Genomic DNA, 18,967 nt, shown 5'->3' on the forward strand with positions numbered 1-18,967 from the left:
TACCCAAACGCCACATCATCCGCTGCCTCAAACGCTACGTCACCCGAGAGATCTACCACGCCCTCACCACAGACATAGCCAACCTCACAACCACCACTTGACATCTATAGGAGCATCCTTCAGTGCATCGAGTGCGCTGAAGGCGTCCTTCATGGGACCGGCCGCCAGCTCAGTAAGCGACGGTGAAGCGCTGACGCGAGTGCGCCGGCCGCTCGATCTCGTCCACGAACGCGATCGCGTAGTCGTCGCCGCCGATCTTCGACGCACCGTTCTCGTCGCTCAGCAGGACGTCGCCGCCGAGCCGGAACTTCCCGGTCCGCTCGCCCGCGGCCCACGCCCCGAACTCGGCGGCCGGGCTGACGTAGAACCAGTCCACATCGGACGGAAGCGCGCGCAGCGCGGTCAGCACGTCGGCGTGGTTGCCCGCCTCCGGCTTGTACTCGTCCGGGAACTCCGGGGTGTCGATGAGCCGCGGCCCGCCCTCGGCCACGTGCAGGCTGCCCGCGCCACCGACGAACGCCAGCCGCGCGCCCTGGTCCGCGGCGGCCTTCGCCAGCGATCCGACGGCGTCCAGCAGCTTCTTGCCCTCGGCGTCCGGACGCGCCGGGGTGGCGACGACCAGCACGTCCGCGCCCTTGGCCACCTCGGCGACGAACGCCGCGTCGTGCAGCGACCCCGCCCGCGCGGTGAAGTCACCGGAGATCCCGTCGACGTTGCGCGCGACCCCGACGACCTCGTGCCCGCGCCGCCGCGCCTCGGCACCGATCCTGCCCCCGGCGTACCCGGTCGCGCCGAAAACCACCAGCTTGGCCATCGTCTGCTCCTTGTTCTTGTTCGATCCAGCGATGGCACCGATGCTAGGAACGCGGGTTCGGCTACTTCAACGGAAGCAACACACCTGGGGGTAGGCGTACAGGTCAGCGCGGGGACGACGTCCACATGCCGGGAACAGCCATGGGAAGGTCAGCCGCCGATCGTGGCGAAGTCCGCCTGCACCGCCTGCTTGGTTTTCTCGGCGTCGACCGGTACCCGCACCTCGCCGACCGCCGTCGGCTTCGCCAGTACCCGGTAGCTGGCGGTCCGGTTCGGCAGCTGGAACCGGACGTCGCACGCCAGCGTGAGCGGGGCGTCCGGCGCCGCGTCCCCCTCCGCCTTGCAGGTCTGCGCGCCGAGCGAATCCGCGCTGACCTCGACCGTGAGCAGGACATGCACCGAGGTCCCCTGACCACCACCGACGACGGAGCTGGTCAGGTCGACCGTGGTCTTGCAGGTGCCGTCGTAGTCCTTGCAGTCGAGCTTGTCACCGACCACCGTGACGCTGGCCCGCGCGAGCGCGTCCAGCGGACGGCCGATCGCGCCGATCGCGGCGTCCAGATCGCCGTGGAACTTCTTCAGCGCCTCGCCGGTGATCGGCTCGACCCGCAGCTCCGTCCCGAACTTCGCGCCCGCCCGCTGATCGAGCAGCGCCGGGGCGAAGCTGACCACGCGGTTCGGCTGGGCCGTGGTGACCCGGAGCTTGCCGAGGCCGGTGCCCACCTCGTAAACCTCGGTACCGTCGGGCAGCTTGGCCCGCACCGGCTCGCGCACCTGGTCCATCGTGGCCACCGCGGTGCGCAGCCCGGCGGCGACCTTCGCGGGCACCAGCCGCCCCGCCGGGTCCAGCGGCAGTTCCGACGGCGCCGAGCGCACCCAGCCCGTGCCGAACTGCACACCGTCGTCGGCCCCGCGCGCCTTCCAGTACTCGGGAGTGGCGGCCAGGTAGAGCTGGCCCGCCGCCATCGCGACCTGCACCGGCTGCCCCTCGATGGGCAGCACGCCCACCGCGCTGCCGCCCCGGGTGACACGCCACTGCTGGTCGCCGCCGGGCAGGGTGCTGCCGTAGGCCAGCGCGGGTGCCTGTTCGAGCGCGGTGAGAGCGGTGTCGACGGCCGCGCGCTGCTGGGCGCGCTTGTCGGCCAGCTGCCGATCGCCCGCCGAGAGCCCGGCGCTGCCCTGCACGGCCACCTGACATCCGCTCAGCAGCAACGCCAGCGTCGCGACCGCGGCCGTGCCCCATCCAGCTCGCATACCGTTCCTCCGCCGCACCGAACCCCAGCGCGGCGATGCGCGCCACGCAGGCGGAACCTTCGTCCTCACGCACGGATCCCCCGGCCGTCCGCCCGGCCCGTGGCACCCACCGCAACCTACCGGTACCCGCCTGGTCTACACTTTCCAGGTTGTCTCGGCGAGGCGGGTTCCTGCCCTGGTGCCCGGCGTGATCGACGCGGCGGCTTTGAGCCCCCCGTGTTTGTGCACGCCTGGACTCGCCGCCGAACGCAGCCGCCCCGTACAACCCATCCCCGCGCAGCATGTTTCCACCGAACATGTTGGTGAAAGAAGGAGTGCTCAACCGTGTCCGAGGTACGTCTTTCCGTCGAGCCGCGCACCGAGTTCGGCAAGGGCGCCGCGCGTCGTACGCGTCGCGCCGGCAAGATCCCCGCGGTCCTCTACGGCCACGGCTCGGACCCGCGGCACTTCGCGCTGCCGGCGATCGAGTTCGCCCGCGTCGTCCGTGAGAACGGCAGCAACGCCGTCATCACGCTGGACCTGGAGGGCTCCACCGAGCTCGCGCTGACCAAGACCATCGTGGTCCACCCGCTGAAGAACTACATCGAGCACGTCGACCTGCTGGTCGTCAAGCGCGGCGAGAAGATCACCGTCGACGTCCCCGTCGTCGTCACCGGCACTTCCAGCCCCGGCACCCTGGTCACCCAGGACCTCGACACCCTGCAGGTCGAGGTCGAGGCCCTGCACATCCCCGAGCAGATCGAGGTCTCGGTCGAGGGTGTCGAAGCCGGCTCCCAGATTCTCGCCTCGCAGGTCACCCTGCCGGCGGGTGCCAGCCTGGTCACCGACGCCGAGGCGCTCGTCGTCGCGGTGAACGAGGCCCGCGCCACCGAGACCGACGAGGCCGGCGAAGAGGCCGCCGCCGAAGAAGCCGCGGAATAAGACCCTTCGAGAGTTCGCTTCGGGGCGAGGTGTGTTCGCGGAAAACGCGAACCATCTCGCCCCGTTGTGTTTTCCGGGGGCGTCCCCGGACCCCCGACCCGTGGTCCGGTGTTCGCATCCGCTCGCCTAAGATTTTCCCGTGAGTGAAGACGTGCCGGGGAGCGGTGAGCTGGTCGTGCTCGCCGGGCTCGGCAATCCCGGGCCGCAGTACGCCGGAAACCGGCACAACGTCGGCTTCATGGTGCTCGACGAGCTCGCCGCCCGCGTCGGCGGCAGGTTCAAGGCCCACAAGAGTGGCGCCGAGGTGGTCGAGGGCAGGCTCGCGGGCTGCCGGGTCGTGCTGGTCAAACCCCGCTCGTACATGAACCTCTCGGGCGGTCCCGTCGTCGGTGCCGCCCGGTTCTACAAGGTCCCAGCCTCCGGCGTCGTCGTCGTGCACGACGAACTGGACGTCGACTTCGGCGCGTTGAAGCTCAAGCTCGGCGGCGGGGACAACGGGCACAACGGACTCCGGTCCATCACCAAGTCGCTGGGCACCCGTGACTACTACCGGGTCCGCTTCGGCATCGGCCGCCCGCCCGGCCGCCAGGACCCGGCCGACTTCGTGCTCAAGGACTTTTCGACGGTCGAGCGCAAGGAGCTCCCGTTCGAGGTCGACCGCTGCGCCGACGCGGTGGAGGCACTCGTCTCGACCGGTCTCACCGCCGCGCAGAACACCTTCCACGCGGGCTGACCCGCGACCCGGCGGGACAGCGCTCCCGGGAATCACCCTGTGAGTCAGGACACAGCGCGCTCGGTAGCGCCTGCTCACTCGATGGGCGGCTGTTGGCCGCCTGATCGGGGTGAGGTCCCGGACCAGGCCTTTCGGCGAACTCTTCGAGGGTTTAGGACGGATTACGGGATCCGTAACCCCACCCCTCAATCGGAGAGAGAGTCCCATGTCGTTCACCGCCGAAGACCTCGCCGAGGTCACCTTCGGTAACGCCCCGATCGGCCGCCGCGGCTACGCCAAGCACGAGGTCGACGCGTTCATCCGGCGTATCGCGAAGACATTCGCCGAGGAGGACGACCTGACCGCGGCCGAGATCCACCACGTGCTGTTCTCACGGCCGCTGATCGGCAAACGCGGCTACGACGAGCGCGAGGTCGACGAGTTCCTCGACGAGGTCGAACACCAGCTGGTCACCGAGTCCGGGCGGCACATCCCCGGCGTCCCCAGCGCCCGCGCCGAGGACGAGGCGACCGAGGAGCGAGCCACCCCCGAAGCCATCGAGGAGTCCTCCGAGCACGCCAAGAAGCGGTAATGGCCGTGACGGCGATCGAGGCGCGGACGATCCAGTTCGACCGCGCCCCGATCGGCACCCGCGGCTACTACGAACCCCAGGTCGACGCCTTCCTGGAACGGGTCGCCGCGACGCTGGACGGCGAAGACGACCTCACCGCCGCCGACGTCCACGACGTCGCGTTCAGCAGGGCACCACTGTCCAAACGCGGCTACGACCACGCCGCCGTCGACGCCTTCCTGCGGCTCTGCGAAACCACCCTCGCCGACACCGGCGGAAGCGGCACCTGCCATCTCGCGCCGCCGCTGGAACACACGCACAACCGCCGAGGTTTCTGGCGCCGCTGATCGATGGTCCGTGGGGGCCTCCTTGAGGGACCTAGAGTCCCTCAAGGAGGCCCCCACGGAACGTCACTCGGCGTTCTTGGCGATCCTGTCGGCGTACTGGGTGGCGGTGGCGGCGCGCCGGACCTTGCCGGACGGCGTCTTCGGCAGGCTCCCGGCCGGCAGCACCACGACCGCGAACGGGCGCATGTCGACGGCGTCGCGCACGGCCGCGACGATCTGCTTGGAAAGCGCCTTCTCCGTCTCGGCGTCTCCGGCGAGCTTCGACTCGACGACGACCGCGAACCGCTCACGGCGGCTGCCCGCGTCGAGCCGCACCGCGACCGCGTTCCCGGCCCGCACCCCCTCCACCGACGACGCCGCCCGCTCGATGTCGGTCGGGTACAGGTTCCGGCCGCCCATGATGATGACGTCCTTGCGGCGCCCGCAGATCACGATCTGCCCGCCCACCAGGTACCCGAGGTCGCCGGTGGCGAGCCAGCCGTCGGCGTCCTGTGTCGCGAGTGGACCGTCCATGGTCAGGTAACCCGGTGTCACCGCCTCGCCGCGCAGCCGGATCTCCCCCACCTCGCGCTCGCCGAGCCGGACACCCTTGTCGTCCACGATCTCCGCTTCGAGGCCGTCGAGCGGACGGCCCAGCAGCGCGAACGAACGCACCACGTCGGTACCGCGCCGCGGGTCGCCCTCGGGCACCGGCACCGCGCGGTTGTCCACCTCCAGCGCGTCGGCTTCGACGACGTCGAGCGTCAGCCCGGTGAACAGCGGCGCGAAGGACACCGCCAGCGTCGCCTCGGCCATGCCGTAGGCGGGGAAAACGCATTCCGCGGGCATCTTGAACCGCGCCCCGGCGTCCACGAAGGTCCGCACCGCGGTCTCGTCGATCGGTTCGGCGCCGTTGAGCGCGATCCGCAGCTTGGACAGGTCGTAGGCGTTGTCGTCGTCCACCCGCGCCAGCCGTCGCCCGACGATGGCGTAGGCGAAGTTCGGCGCGGCGGTCGTGGTCCCGCCGTACTTGCTGATCAGCTCGGGCCAGATCAACGGCCCGCTCAGGAACTCGACCGGGGTGACCTTGACCAGCTCGACGCCGAAGGTCATCGGCACCGTCAGGAACCCGACCATGCCCATGTCGTGGAAGGTCGGCAGCCACGAGACCATCACGTCGGTGTCGAAGTCGAACTCCGCGCGGTCGACCATGGCCTTCACGTTGGAGTACAGGTTGCCGTAGGTGATGCGGACGGCCTTGGGATCGGCGGTCGACCCGCTGGTCAGCTGCAACAGCGCGGTGTCGGACTCCTGGGTGGTCACCACCGAGGCCAGCGGTTCCGCGTCCACGAGCTCGGTGATCAGCCGGAACCCGATGCCGTGCTCGGTGAGCACCGGCGCCAGCTGGTCGAACGGCTCGCCCAGCAGCACCAGGTCGGAGCCGATCATGCGCAGCACGCGGACGGTGTCGGCGGCCCATTCCGCGAGGTCGGTCCTCGGTGTCGGCTGGTGCAGCATCGTGACGCTGCCGCCGGCCAGCCACACCCCCTGCACGGTGGGCGCGATCAGCGCGGGCGCGGCGGCGAGCACGGCGACCGCGCTCCCCGGCGTCATCCCGCCCTCGACCAGGCCGCCGGCGACCCGCAGGGCCCGCTGGTGCACCTCCGCCCAGGTGCGCCGGACGGGCTCCTTCGGCTCCCCGGTGACCATCCCGCGCTGCTGCCCTCGCCCCGCCGCGGTGGCGACGAGCGTTTCCACGAACCGACTCATGCGAGCAGATTACTGTCTGCCCGCGGCGACTCGGCCACCAACGCGGTAACCGGCTATTCAAGCGTTTCGGACGTCTCCAGCCAGCGTGCCTCGACGTCGGCGACCTCCGCCTGAACGGCCTTGAGCTCGGTGTTCAGCTCGATCAGTTTCGCCGGGTCGGTCGCCGCCTCCAGCAGCGCGGCGTGCAGCTTCTCCTCCTTGGCGTGCAACTGGTCCAGCTTCCGCTCCAGCCGCCCCAGCTCCTTCTGCGCCGCCCGCACCTCCGCCGCGCTCCGCTTGGCGGCGGCCTTCTCCGCCGCCGCGTCCGGCGACGCCGTCGCGCCACCCCGTACCGAGGTGCGGCCTTCCCCGGCGGCTTCCCGCCGCGCGAGGTACTCGTCGATGCCGCCGGGCAGGTGCGTGACCTTGCCGTCGCCGAACAACGCGAAGGTGCTGTCGCAGACGCGCTCGACCAGGTACCGGTCGTGCGAGACCACCACCATCGTGCCCGGCCACGAGTCGAGCAGATCCTCCAGCTGCTGGAGCGTGTCGATGTCCAGGTCGTTGGTCGGCTCGTCCAGCAGCAGCACGTTGGGCTCGGCCATCAGCAGGCGGCACAGCTGCAACCGCCGCCGCTCCCCGCCGGAGAGGTCCGCGACCGGCGTCCACTGCCGCGCCGCCGGGAAGCCGAGCTTCTCCCCCAGTTGCGAGGCCGACATCTCCTGCTTGCCGAACACGACGCGGCCCGCGACCTGCTCGATCGCCTCGAGCACCCGCAGCTCGCCGGGCAGGTCGTCGAGTTCCTGCCGCAGATGCGCCAGCCGCACGGTCTTTCCCTCGACCCGGCGGCCGGTCGTGGATTCGACGTCGCCGCCGAGCAGCTTCAGCAACGTCGTCTTCCCGGAGCCGTTGACCCCGACCAGGCCGACGCGGTCGCCGGGCCCGACGCGCCAGGTGAGGTGATCCAGCAGCACGCGATCCCCGGCACTGAGCGAGACGTCTTCCAGTTCCAGCACGGTTTTCCCGAGCCTGCGCCTGGCGAAGGCCAGCAGCTCCACCGAATCCCGCGGCTCCGGGACGTCGGAGATCAACGCCTCGGCCGCCTCGATGCGATACCGCGGCTTCGACGTCCGCGCCTTCGCCCCGCGCTGGAGCCAGGCGAGTTCCTTGCGTGCCAGGTTCTTCCGCTTCTCCTCCAGCGTCGCCGCCAGCCGCGCACGCTCGGCACGGGCGAACACCCAGTCCGCGTACCCGCCCTCGTACTGCTCGACCCGGCCACCCGCGACCTCCCAGGTGAGCGTCGCGACGGTGTCGAGGAACCACCGGTCGTGGGTCACCACCACCACGGCGATCCGGCGTGACAGCAGGTGCTCGGCAAGCCAGTGCACGCCCTCGATGTCGAGGTGGTTGGTCGGCTCGTCGAGCACGACGAGGTCCAGTTCGCCGGTCAGCGCCGCCGCGAGCGAGACGCGGCGCCGTTCGCCGCCGGAGAGGGTGGCCGTCGGGGTGTCCAGCCCGATCGCGGTGATCCCCAGACCGTCCACAATGGAACGCACGCGCGGGTCGGCGGCCCATTCGTGCTCGGCGCCGTAACGGGCGAGCACGACGTCGCCGACGGTACTGCCCTCCGGCAGCTCGGTCCGCTGGGTGACCACGGCCATCCGCAGACCGCGCACCTGGCTCACCCGCCCGGAATCCGGTTCGCTGATCCCGGCGAGCACCTCCAGCAGCGTCGTCTTGCCGCCCCCGTTGAGACCGACGACGCCGATGCGCTGCCCTTCGGCCACACCGAGGGAAACCCCGTCCAGCAGCGGGCGCACCCCGTAGGACTTGCTCACCGACTCCAGGTTGACCAGGTTGGCCATCCGCTCAGCCGATCCTTTCCAGTACTCGAAAACCACGTGCGACGGCAGGCGCCGCCACTATCCACAAAGGACGTCCACTCCAGACACCCAGGTATGTCTCATGCGTGCACCCTCGGCGGCGCCGAGCGGGGCGCGTCGTCCCCGCCGACCAGCCGCGCGCCGGGGACCGGGCCGTGCGCGACCCGCACGGTGCGGCACACCCCGGCACCGGACAGCTCGGCCGCGACCTCGACCGCGGACTGCGCGTCGGCGCACAGGAACGCACACGTCGGCCCCGACCCCGAGACCGTGCCCGCGAGCGCGCCGGCGTTGACCCCGGCCCGCAGCGTCCGGCGCAGCCCCGGCCGCAGCGACACCGCGGCCGCCTGCAGATCGTTGCCCAGCAGCAGCGCGAGCTGCCGGGGATCACCCGAGGCCAGCGCCTCGACCACGGGGGTGTGCGAGCCGATCCGCGGCGGCTTGCCCTCGGCACGGAGCCGGTCCAGCTCGCCGAACACGCGCGGCGTCGACAGGCCACGCTGGTCGAAGGCCAGCACCCAGTGGAACGTGTGCCGCGCCAGCACCGGCACGAGCTGCTCACCGCGGCCGGTGCCCAGCGCCGTGCCGCCGTAGAGCGCGAACGGGACGTCGCTGCCGAGCCCGGCCGCGAGCTCGGCGAGTTCGTCGCGGGTGACGTCCAGCTTCCACAACGAGGCCAGCCCGACCAGCGTGGCCGCCGCGTCCGCGCTGCCCCCGGCCATCCCGCCCGCCACCGGGATGCCCTTGCGGAGCACGATGCGGACCTTCGCCTCGGCCCCCGGCTTCCCGACGTGCGCGGCCAGCGCCTGCGCCGCGCGCCAGGCGAGGTTGTTCGCGCCGGTGGGCACCGAACCCTCGCCCTCGCCGTAGACCTCGATACCCGGCTCCTCGGTGGCCATGACGGTCACCTCGTCGGTCAGCGAAAGCGCCTGGAAGACGGTCACCAGCTCGTGGTAGCCGTCCTCGCGCAGGTCGGAGACCGCGAGGTGCAGGTTGACCTTGGCGGGAACGCGAACGGTCACTGGGGGCGGGACGACAGCGAGCACACGTCAAGCCTACGTGGCCCCGTCCGGACCGCTCGCGGAAGGAGAACACGCGACACGCTCCCGGCCCCGTAACGAAAAGGTCCGTGGGGGCCTCCCCGAGGGACTCCAGGTCCCTCAAGGAGGCCCCCACGGACCTTCCTATGCCGACGGGTCAGGCGGCGACGCCCTGCGGGCCCCGCACCGCGTGCGTGACGCGGCCGCCGCGCTCGGCGATCCACGCCAGCGCCGCGTCCGACCGCTCACCGCGGACACCGAGCCGGAACCGGCCCACCGGGGTGTCCCCGACGCGGGTGATGCCGCCGCCGATGGTGGCGAGCTCGACGTCGAAGCGGCCCGCCGCCTCGGGGAGCAGGGCACCGACCGACGCGAAGCCGATCAGCACGACGTCCACCGCGCGGTCGTAGCGCGCGGACTGCGCGCGGGTGGTCTCGATCGCGGGCAGCAGGGCCTGCGCGGTGCGGCTGGCCGGGTCGGAGATCAGGTCCAGCACGGTGCCGCGTTCGAGGACGGCGCCGTCCTCCAGCACCGCGACGTCGTCGCACACGCGCCGCACCACGGTCGTGTCCGGGGTGGTGACCACGATCGTGACGCCCAGCTCGGCCCTGGCGCGGTCGAGCACGGTCAGCACGGCGCCCGCCTCGTCGGCGCTGACACCGGAGGTCGGGTCGTCGGCCAGCAGCACCGACGGGCCCGCGGCAAGGGCCTTCGCGACGGCGACCCGGCGCAGCTGGCCCTCGGTCAGCTCGGCAGGGCGCTGGGCGGCGCGCGGGGTGAGCCCGACGAGGTCGAGCAGCGTGCCCACCCGGCTGCGGCGCTGCGGCCCGTCCACCCCCAGCTGTTCCAGCGGGGTGGCGATGTTGCCCGCGATGGTCCGCTCGGCGATCAGCTCCGGCTTGGTGCCGACCACGCCGAGCTGACGGCGGATCTCGCGAAGGCGCCTGCCGTCGAGCGTGCCGGTGTTGAGGCCGTCGAGCCGGACCACGCCGCGGTCGGGGCGCTCCTGCAGCGCGATGCACCGGGCGAGGGTGGACTTGCCCGAGCCGGCCGGGCCGACCACGCCGAAGAGGGAACCGGCCTGCACGTCGACGCTCACGTCCCGCAGCGCGACGACCGGATTTCCGTTGTGGGGAAAGGATTTGGTCAGGTTTTCGACAGTGATCACGAAAGGCTCCAGAAGCTGGGCGCAGCACCCCGCGGGCGCGCCGACCGTTCACCAATTGACCGTCCAAATTGGACGGTGCTCACGAAGTGGAATGCAGGCGGAAGAACTCAGGCGAGAACGGTGGAGCGTCGACACGCACAGACCGTGCGGCGACCTTCATCGACTACGCGCCGCCTGGTGAGCAGGAGCGGGCGGGCAACCCTCTTCATGGAAGTGGCCTCCATCGGTCCTGGCGGTAGCACCTGCCCGGTGGGGTGGTTGCTGCGACTTCGGCGAGCCAGGTCTCTCAGTCGCTCGGGATGGACGCATTGAGTAAAACCGATCCCATGGATTGAACGCAAGCCCATAGGCGCAGATCACACGACTGGCCGTGTCCGGAAACCGGGATCAGGCGGCCACGCGGCCCTTCACGGGAAAGCGGTCACGCACCGGATGCGCGCGACGCCGCCACGATGCGCGCGAAGTCGCCGACACCGAGCTGTTCGCCCCTGGTCTTCGGATCGATCCCCGCCGCGGTGAGCAGCGCGCCCGCGCGCTCCGCAGAACCCGCCCACCCGGCGAGCGCCGCGCGCAGGGTTTTCCGCCGCTGCGCGAAGGCCGCGTCCACGACGGCGAACAGGGCCTCCCTGTCCACCCCGCCCGACGCGTTCACTTCGTCCACTGTGGACTCGAAATCCGTGCGCTCGAAGGAAACCAGCGCGGAATCGACGTTGGGTACCGGCCAGAACACCGACCGTGGCACGGCGGCGACCTTGCGGGCCCTGCCGTACCAGGCGAGCTTGACGCTGGGCACGCCGTAGATCCGGCCGCCCGGCCCGGCGGCCATCCGGTCGGCGACCTCGGTCTGCACCATGACGAGACCGCGCGCGAGCGAGGGCAGCTCGGCGAGCAGGTGCAGCACGACGGGCACCGCGACGTTGTAGGGCAGGTTCGCGACCAGTGCCACCGGCTCGGCGGGCAGTTCGGCGGCCCGGACGCGGAGCGCGTCGGCACCGACCACCGTCAGCCTCCCGGCGGCCTCCGCGCCGCGCTCGGCGACCGTCACGGGCAGCCGCTCAGCGAGTACGGGATCGATCTCGACGGCGATCACCTCGGCACCGGTGCCGAGCAGCCCGAGGGTCAGCGAGCCGAGCCCCGGCCCGACCTCGAGGACGACGTCACCCGCCCCGACGCCGGCGAGCTCGACGATGCGCCGGACGGTGTTCGGATCGTGCACGAAGTTCTGGCCGAGCTTCTTCGTCGGCCGGACGTCCAGCTCGGCCGCGAGCCCCCTGATCTCGGCAGGGCCAAGCAGTTCCACCACCGGCAGATCGTACCCAGCGTCCGGTGGCCGGGACGTGCCGAGGGACGCCTTCGGCACGAACCCGGAGGTGGCGAGGGTCCGTGAATGCCACATTGAGGGACTCTGAGTCCCTCAATGTGGCATTCACGGACCACAAGGTGCACTGAAGGTCGATTCGTCACAGCGAGCGTGACAGAAGCCGCTGAGATGTCACCGGCTTCCGGGGTGCTGAAGGACGCTTTCAGTGCGTTGACCGCAGTGAAGGACGCCTTCAGCGCATCCGGCCACCGAGACAGCGGCAAAGGGCCCGAGCACTGGCAAAGCGAAGGCCCCCGGCGCAGCGCGCCAGGGGCCCTCACGGAAGACAGATGATCAGGGCTTGCAGCCCCAGGCGCTGTAGCCGCCGCGCGCGTCGCGGACCTTCTCGGCCACCGCGATCTGCTGCTCGCGCGAGGCCTGGTGCGGGTAGGCCGCGTACTGGCCACCGCCGTAGGCGTCCCAGGTCTGCTTGTCGAACTGGAGGCCGCCGTAGTAACCGTTGCCGGTGTTGATGGACCAGTTACCGGTCGACTCGCACTGGGCGATGCGGTCCCACACCGAGGTGTCGCCGATGGCGGGCTGCGCGGGCTTCTTGGTGCCGACGCGGGTGACCTTCGGCTTCGGCTGGGTGAGGACCTCCTCGGAGACGTGCTCCCGGGAGACCTCGGCGCCGTTCTTCTTGGTGACCTTGTAGGTCACCATCTTCTCGCCGGGGGTGCCAGGGTCCTCGACCTTGGTCTTGCCCTTCTCCAGCGTCGGGTCGTCGATCTTCTGCTCGGGCGGGTCGATGGTCTCCTTCTGGTTGACCATCGAGACGCCGGTGCGGCTGACGTGAACCTCGGCCCCGTCGGTCAGCTTGACGTCGAGGCCGCCCTCGACCGCGTCGTCCGGGCCGAGCGGCATCTTCAGCTCGCCAAGGAGTTCCTTGGTGGTGACGGCGTTGCTGGTGAGCTTCTTCGGCTCGTTCGCGCCGTCGTAGAGCGTGATGTTCTTGAGTGTCTTGACCTGGACGGTGGCGCCCTCGAGGGGCAGCTCGCCGTTCGACGGCATCGAGGTCCAGGCGCCGGGCTTGACGACGTCGGTCATGCCGAGCTGGGTGAGCGCCTCGCCGAGGGTGGTCGCGCGGACCCAGGAGGACCGCTCCGCGCCGTCCACGACGAGCTTGAGCTGACGGCCACGCTCCAGCTTGATGACACCGCCGTCGCCGACCGCGGCCTGCGGGGAGGGCGAGAGCGAGTCGTGGTCGCCGACCGCGAGGCCCGCGTCCTTGAGCACCTCGCCGACGGTGTCGCCGAAGCTGTGCACGGTGCGCTGCTGGCCGTCGACGTCGACGGTGACGCTCTTGTTCGCCGCGAGGGCGGCGGCACCGCCACCGGCGATGCTGAGCAGGACGCCGAGCGCGGCGCCCTTGAGGAATCGCTTCTTCCAGGTGCGGGTCGCCTCGCGCAGGCCGTCGTCGGCCTTGACCTCGATCGCGGCGGGCTTCCCGGTGTCCTTGCCGACCCGGTCCTCGGCCACCTCGTCCGGCAGGACGATGGGCGGGAGCATCGTGGTCTCGGCGTTGATGAGCTGGATCAGCTCGTCGACATCGACGTCCACCTCGGCCATGAGCGCGTCGGCGTCGGGGCCGAGCGCAGCCAGGATGTCCTGCTGGGTGATGCGCGGGTCGTCGGAGAAGTCGAGCTGCCCGTAGGCGGTGTCTTCCAGCTCACGGTCGAGTACGGCCGTCCTGCTACCAGTCACCGGGTCGTTCCCTTTCCCAGGACATCGCATTCGCTACGACGTCCTTCGCCTCGGCTCGCCGATCCTTCCGGCGTGCCTGATGAAGTCCGACACCCGCAGCCAGCGCCATCGTCACGGTTCCGAGTCGTACCAACCCCGGTTCCGCTTCCCCGACGTGCACTGACGTGACTGTGGGCGTAACAGCCGCCAACTGCTTTCGCAGTGTCCGACCGGCACGATCACGGGACAGTAACGGAGGTGAGCGGGTTGCGCAAACACCCCCCGGAGTGTCGTGATCTGCGTCACTCATCAGGTGGACGAATGTGACACCTCGAATGTCGCAGTCCGTTCAACACGATGTGACACTCGGCAGCCGGAAGACTCGTTCGGCGGTGGTCCGGACCGCGTCCGCGACCTCGTGCACCGCCTCGCCCCGCAGCCCCGCGAGATGCCGCACGGTATAAGCGGTGCAGAACGGTTCGTTCGGCCGCCCACGGAACGGATGGGGGGTCAGGAACGGCGCGTCCGTCTCGGCGAGGTACTGCCCCGGCGGCACGATTCGCGCCGCCTCGTGCAGTCCGCGCGCGTTCCGGAAGGTCACCGTCCCCGCGAACGACAGCACGTAACCCGCGTCGACACACCGGCGCGCGATGTGCTCGTCGCCGGAGAAGCAGTGGAAGACGACATCGTCCGGCGCGCCTTCCTCGTCGAGGATGCGCAGGACGTCCTCGTGGGCCTCGCGGTCGTGGATCATCAGCGGCTTGCCGACGCGCTTGGCGAGGTCGATGTGCCACCGGAAAGCGTCCTGCTGCGCGTCGTGCGGCGAGTAGTCCCAGTAGTAGTCGAGCCCGGTCTCGCCGACGGCCACGACGCGGTCCTGCCGCGCCAGACGCTCCACTTCGGACTTCTCGGCGTCGCCGAACTCCTTGGTACGGGTGGGATGGATCGCCACCGCGGCGAACACCCGGCGGTCCCAGGTGGACGCCTCGGCGGCCCACCGCGCGGCCGCGAGGTCGTCCGCGACGGTGACCACACGGGACACTCCGGCGCGCTCGGCGCGGTCGACCATGGCCGAGACATCGGCCGCGGTGACCGCGCCGCACGCGTCGAGATGGGTGTGCGCGTCCACCACCGACACGGGCAGCCGGTCCGGGATCGGGGGCAGCTCGCGCTTGTCGTCACCCATGCTGTTCCTTACTTCTGGATCGGCGCCCACTCCGGACCGGTCTCGCCGAGTTCCGGGTCGAGCTTGGCGAACAACGGGGTCGGCTTGTTCAGCGGCTTGCCGACCTCGATCGGGACCGACTCCCAGCGCGCCTGCTCGGCCGCGTAGTCACCGGTGAGGATCGGGTTGACGCGGTCCGGGATGTCGAGGTCCTCGACCTCCTGCAGCTCCGGCTGGGCGGCCCAGACGCCGATGCCACCGAGCGCCTCGTGCACCTTCTGCGCGGAGTGCGGCAGGAACGGCGTCAGCAGCGTGTTGGCGTCGGACACGACCTGCAACGCGGTGTGCAGCACGCTGTCGCGGCGGGCCGGGTCGTCCTTGAGCTTCCACGGTTCCTGATCGGACAGGTACCGGTTGGCCGCGGTGACCACCCGCATGGCCTCGCTCGCCGCCTGCTTGAACCGCGACCGCTGCAGGTGCCCGCCCGCGACGTCGAAAGCCTTGCGGGACAACGCCTTGAGCTCCTCGTCGGCGGCGGTGGGCGCCTCCGGACGGGGGATCGCGCCGACGTTCTTGTGCGCCATCGAGATGGACCGGTTGACCAGGTTGCCCCACTCGTTGGCCAGCTCGAAGTTGGTGCGCCGGACGAACTCGTCCCAGGTGAAGTCGGTGTCCTGGGTCTCCGGGCCGGCCACGGAGATGAAGTACCGCAGCGTGTCCGGGCCGAACTCGCGCAGGAAGTCGTTGACGTAGATGACGGTGCCGCGCGAGGTGGAGAACTTCGAGCCGCTCATGGTGAGGAACTCGCTCGACACGATCTCGTCGGGCAGGTGCAGCCTGCCGTAGGGGCCGGGCTCGCCGCCACGGTCGCCTTCGCCGTTGTGGCCGAACAGCAGCGCGGGCCAGATCTGGGCGTGGAAGGTGATGTTGTCCTTGCCCATGAAGTAGTACGAACGCGCGTCCGGGTTGTTCCACCACTCCTGCCAGGCGTCCGGGTTCCCGGACCGGCGTGCCCATTCGACGCTGGCGGAGAAGTAGCCGATCACCGCGTCGAACCAGACGTAGAAGCGCTTCATCGGCTGGTCGCGCCAGCCGTCGAGCGGGATCTTCACGCCCCAGTCGAGGTCGCGGGTGATCGGCCGGGGGCGCATGTCGTCGATCAGGTTCTTGGTGAAGTTGAGGACGTTCGGCCGCCAGTCCGTCTTGGTGGACAGCCATTTCCCGAGCGATTCGGTGAACGCGGGGAGATCGAGGAAGTAGTGCTCGGTCTCGACGAACTTCGGCGTCTCGCCGTTGATCCGCGACTTCGGGTTGATCAGCTCCGACGCGTCGAGCTGGTTGCCGCAGTTGTCGCACTGGTCACCGCGCGCGCCGTCGTAGCCGCAGATCGGGCAGGTGCCCTCGACGTAGCGGTCGGGCAGGGTGCGCCCGGTGGACGGGCTGATCGCGCCGCGGGTGGTCTTCGGGACGACGTAGCCGTTGCGGTGCAGCGCCAGGAAGATCTGCTGCGTCACCTCGGCGTGGTTGCCGGTGGTGGTGCGGGTGAACAGGTCGTAGGTGAGGCCGAGGCCCTGCAGGTCGGACCCGATCTGGCGGGTGTACTTGTCCGCCGTCTGCTGGGAGGTGAGCCCTTCCTTGTCGGCCTGGACGGTGATCGGCGTGCCGTGCTCGTCGGTACCGGACACCATGAGCACCCGGTTGCCGGCCATTCGCTGGTAGCGGGAGAAGACGTCGGACGGGACGCCGAATCCGGACACGTGGCCGATGTGGCGGGGGCCGTTGGCGTAGGGCCAGGCCACCGCGGTCAACACAGGGGTGCTCATACCTGTTTAGCCTACGGATGGGCGCTAAGGCATTGTTATTGGCAGGTACTTGAGCAGGAGGATGGGTGTCCGCGACGCGTTTGCTGGTGCTCGGAGTCGTGCGCATGTACGGCACGGCCCACGGTTACCAGGTGCGCCGCGAGCTGCTGACCTGGTCGGCCGACAAGTGGGCCAACGTGCAGCCGGGGTCGATCTACCACGCGCTCAAGAAGATGACCGCCGAGGACCTGCTCGAACAGGTGCCGGGGAACGCGGGCGGCCCCGGCCCCGACCGCGTCGCCTACCGGCTGACCGCCGACGGCGAGCGGGAGTACCACCTGCTGCTGACGACTGCGCTGTCCGATCCCGACCTCGCTCACCCGGAGATGTCCGCGGCGATCTCGCTGATGACCACCCTGCCGCGTCAGCACGTGATCGCCATGCTCCGGCAGCGGCTGGTGCATCTGGAGGCCGAGGAGCGGCGCGCGCACCTGCTCATCGAGGACGGCACCGGGTGGGGGCAGCCCGCGCACATCACCGAGCTGTTCCGGCTGTGGGGCGGGATCACGAGCGCGAGCCTGGAGTGGATCCGGAACCTGATCGCCCGGCTGGAGGCCGGGGAGTACGTCATGGCGGGGGAGGGCGAGCGCGCGTTCGGCGAACCCGCCTCGTAATCAAATTTGACTAGCGAACGATACCCCGGGCAGACTGCGCCATCCGGGTAGTCAAGTTTGACTAGCACGAGAGGGGTTCTCATGATCAAGGCACGCGGCCTCGAGCGGCGGTTCCGCCGCAAGGGCCGCAACGGCGGCGAAGTGCACGCCGTCAAGGGGGTCGACCTCGATGTCGAGGCCGGGGAGCTGGTCGGCTTCCTCGGCCCGAACGGGGCCGGGAAAACCACGACACTGCGCATGCTGACCACGCTGCTCAAGCCCTCCGCGGGCACGGCGACGGTCGGCGGCTGCGATCTGCTGACCGATCCACTGGGGGTACGCCGGAAAATCGGGTACGTGGCACAGGGCGGCGGGACCGCGCCCGAGGTGAAGGTCGCCGAGGAGATCGAGCTGCAGGGCAGGCTGTACGGCCTGAGCAAGGCGGACGCGCTCAGCCGCGGCGCCACGCTGGCCGGTCAGCTCGACCTGGCGGGCCTCGAACACCGGCTCACCAAGACGCTGTCCGGGGGTCAGCGCCGCAGGCTCGACATCGCGCTCGGGCTCATCCACTCGCCGGGGCTCGTCTTCCTCGACGAGCCCTCGACCGGGCTCGACCCGCAGAGCAGGGCGAACCTGTGGGAGCACATCCGGCGCCTGCGCGACGACCACGGCGTCACCGTCTTCCTCACCACGCACTACCTGGACGAGGCCGACGCCCTGTCCGACCGGCTGATCGTGATCGACGACGGCCGGATCGTCGCCGAGGGCACCCCGGACTCGCTCAAGGCCCGGGTCTCCGGCGACGGCGTCACGATCGAGGTCGAGGAGGCGTCGGCGGCCGAGGCCGCGGAGATCGCCGGGAAGCTCACCGGGGCACACGAGTTCGCGGTCACCGGCGGCACGATCCGCTTCCGGGTGCCGCGCGGCGACACCGCGATGCCGGAGCTGCTGCGCGCGCTGGACTCGCGCGGCATCACGATGGCCGCGATGCAGGTCCACCGGCCGACGCTCGACGACGTGTTCCTGACCCTCACCGGCCGGAGCCTGCGCGACGCCGAAGAGGGCACCCGGCCCGCCGAGGCCGAGACCGAGGAGGCGAGCCATGTTGCGTGACACCTGGCTGATCTTCCGCCGCGACGTGCTCGCGGGCCTGCGGAACCCGACCTGGGTGATGATCGGGATCATGCAGCCGTTGCTGTACCTGTTCCTGTTCGGACCGCTGATGGTCGACGCGCTCAAGGCGCAGGGGCTCACCGAAACCGACGGCTGGATGGTGCTGACCCCGGGGCTCGTCGCGCAGCTGGCGTTGTTCGGCAGCTCGTTCGTCGGGTTCGCGCTGCTGGCCGAGTTCCGCTCCGGCGTGATCGAGCGGCTGCGGGTCACCCCGGTCAGCCGGGTGGCGCTGCTGCTGGGCAAGGTGCTGGCCAACGCGCTGCAGGCGGTGGTGCAGGCCGTGCTGATCATCATCATCGCGTACCTGGTCTTCGACCTGAACGCGCCGTTCGGCGGGGTCGTGCTCAGCCTGCTGATCGTGTTCCTGCTGGCGATCGCGCTCGCTTCGTGCTCGTACGCGCTGGCGTTGACGCTCAAGAGCGAGGAGACCTTCCCCGCGCTGCTCAACGCGGTGCTGATGCCGTTGCTGCTGCTGTCCGGGATCCTGCTGCCGATCGTGTCGGGCAAGGCGCCCGACTGGCTGTACACGGTTTCGCGGATCAACCCGTTCCGGCACGTGGTCGACGTCGAACGGAACAGCTTCAAGGGCGACTTCACGATGGACGCGCTGTTCACCGGCAGTGTCGTCGTGGTGGTGATGGCCGTGCTCGCCGTGTGGTGGGGCGCCCGCACCTTCCAGCGCGAAAACGCCTGA

17 protein-coding genes and 1 riboswitch are annotated in these 18,967 nt (G+C 70.2%); of the genes, 7 read left to right on the forward strand and 10 right to left on the reverse strand.

Annotated features, from left to right (window positions below; all coding sequences use genetic code 11):
• Positions 1-169 precede the first annotated feature (169 nt).
• Positions 170-814 carry an NAD(P)-dependent oxidoreductase gene (locus ABD987_RS16590; protein WP_345393441.1) on the reverse strand — a complete coding sequence of 215 codons (645 nt, stop codon included), beginning with the start codon at positions 812-814 and terminating at the stop codon, positions 170-172.
• Between the two features lie 149 nt (positions 815-963).
• Complete coding sequence (locus ABD987_RS16595; protein WP_345393444.1) at positions 964-2,067, reverse strand: hypothetical protein; 1,104 nt, start codon at positions 2,065-2,067, stop codon at positions 964-966.
• Positions 2,068-2,391: 324 nt separating this feature from the next.
• On the opposite strand from ABD987_RS16595, the gene ABD987_RS16600 reads away from it, so the two are divergent.
• The 4 genes from ABD987_RS16600 (at position 2,392) to ABD987_RS16615 (ending at position 4,618) form a co-directional block, all read left to right on the forward strand.
• A complete protein-coding gene (locus ABD987_RS16600; RefSeq protein WP_345393447.1) occupies positions 2,392-2,988 on the forward strand; it encodes a 50S ribosomal protein L25/general stress protein Ctc in 597 nt (198 codons plus the stop codon).
• A gap of 139 nt (positions 2,989-3,127) precedes the next feature.
• Complete coding sequence (pth, locus tag ABD987_RS16605; protein WP_345393450.1) at positions 3,128-3,721, forward strand: aminoacyl-tRNA hydrolase; 594 nt, start codon at positions 3,128-3,130, stop codon at positions 3,719-3,721.
• Between the two features lie 205 nt (positions 3,722-3,926).
• Positions 3,927-4,292: a DivIVA domain-containing protein gene (locus tag ABD987_RS16610; protein WP_345393453.1), complete on the forward strand. Its 366-nt coding sequence runs from the start codon at positions 3,927-3,929 to the stop codon at positions 4,290-4,292.
• Positions 4,292-4,618: a DivIVA domain-containing protein gene (locus ABD987_RS16615; RefSeq protein WP_345393456.1), complete on the forward strand. Its 327-nt coding sequence runs from the start codon at positions 4,292-4,294 to the stop codon at positions 4,616-4,618. Before ABD987_RS16610 ends, ABD987_RS16615 begins: the two co-directional genes overlap by 1 nt.
• A 63-nt stretch (positions 4,619-4,681) precedes the next feature.
• Here the strand turns inward: ABD987_RS16615 and ABD987_RS16620 are convergent, their stop codons facing one another.
• From ABD987_RS16620 to metG, 8 genes are all read right to left on the reverse strand, one after another.
• Positions 4,682-6,367 carry a fatty acyl-AMP ligase gene (locus ABD987_RS16620; RefSeq protein ID WP_345393459.1) on the reverse strand — a complete coding sequence of 562 codons (1,686 nt, stop codon included), beginning with the start codon at positions 6,365-6,367 and terminating at the stop codon, positions 4,682-4,684.
• A 53-nt stretch (positions 6,368-6,420) separates the two neighbouring features.
• The gene (locus ABD987_RS16625) at positions 6,421-8,211 is read right to left on the reverse strand and encodes an ABC-F family ATP-binding cassette domain-containing protein (RefSeq protein WP_345393462.1); all 1,791 of its coding nucleotides are present in this window, start codon (positions 8,209-8,211) and stop codon (positions 6,421-6,423) included.
• Between the two features lie 98 nt (positions 8,212-8,309).
• Positions 8,310-9,275 carry a 4-(cytidine 5'-diphospho)-2-C-methyl-D-erythritol kinase gene (locus ABD987_RS16630; protein ID WP_345393465.1) on the reverse strand — a complete coding sequence of 322 codons (966 nt, stop codon included), beginning with the start codon at positions 9,273-9,275 and terminating at the stop codon, positions 8,310-8,312.
• Positions 9,276-9,426: 151 nt separating this feature from the next.
• On the reverse strand, positions 9,427-10,437 hold the full coding sequence (locus ABD987_RS16635; protein ID WP_345393468.1) for a methionine ABC transporter ATP-binding protein: 1,011 nt from the start codon (positions 10,435-10,437) through the stop codon (positions 9,427-9,429).
• 217 nt (positions 10,438-10,654) lie between these two features.
• A riboswitch (SAM riboswitch) is annotated at positions 10,655-10,743 on the reverse strand.
• 115 nt (positions 10,744-10,858) lie between these two features.
• Positions 10,859-11,740, reverse strand: coding sequence for a 16S rRNA (adenine(1518)-N(6)/adenine(1519)-N(6))-dimethyltransferase RsmA (rsmA, locus tag ABD987_RS16640; RefSeq protein WP_345394749.1), 882 nt, complete (start codon positions 11,738-11,740; stop codon positions 10,859-10,861).
• Between the two features lie 351 nt (positions 11,741-12,091).
• Positions 12,092-13,531 (reverse strand): resuscitation-promoting factor, encoded by a 1,440-nt coding sequence (locus ABD987_RS16645; RefSeq protein WP_378214092.1) that lies wholly within the window; start codon positions 13,529-13,531, stop codon positions 12,092-12,094.
• 298 nt (positions 13,532-13,829) lie between these two features.
• Positions 13,830-14,666, reverse strand: coding sequence for a TatD family hydrolase (locus ABD987_RS16650; RefSeq protein WP_345393474.1), 837 nt, complete (start codon positions 14,664-14,666; stop codon positions 13,830-13,832).
• An 8-nt stretch (positions 14,667-14,674) separates the two neighbouring features.
• On the reverse strand, positions 14,675-16,468 hold the full coding sequence (metG, locus tag ABD987_RS16655) for a methionine--tRNA ligase (protein ID WP_345393477.1): 1,794 nt from the start codon (positions 16,466-16,468) through the stop codon (positions 14,675-14,677).
• A 65-nt stretch (positions 16,469-16,533) separates the two neighbouring features.
• Here metG and ABD987_RS16660 point away from each other — a divergent pair, with 65 nt between their 5' ends.
• The 3 genes from ABD987_RS16660 (at position 16,534) to ABD987_RS16670 (ending at position 18,967) form a co-directional block, all read left to right on the forward strand.
• Positions 16,534-17,121, forward strand: a complete 588-nt coding sequence (locus ABD987_RS16660) for a PadR family transcriptional regulator (protein ID WP_345393480.1) — start codon at positions 16,534-16,536, stop codon at positions 17,119-17,121.
• Between the two features lie 81 nt (positions 17,122-17,202).
• Positions 17,203-18,213, forward strand: coding sequence for an ATP-binding cassette domain-containing protein (locus ABD987_RS16665; protein WP_345393483.1), 1,011 nt, complete (start codon positions 17,203-17,205; stop codon positions 18,211-18,213).
• Positions 18,203-18,967 carry an ABC transporter permease gene (locus ABD987_RS16670; protein WP_345393485.1) on the forward strand — a complete coding sequence of 255 codons (765 nt, stop codon included), beginning with the start codon at positions 18,203-18,205 and terminating at the stop codon, positions 18,965-18,967. Before ABD987_RS16665 ends, ABD987_RS16670 begins: the two co-directional genes overlap by 11 nt.

Origin of the sequence: Amycolatopsis samaneae (assembly GCF_039541975.1) — a bacterium.
Taxonomy (GTDB): domain Bacteria; phylum Actinomycetota; class Actinomycetes; order Mycobacteriales; family Pseudonocardiaceae; genus Amycolatopsis; species Amycolatopsis samaneae.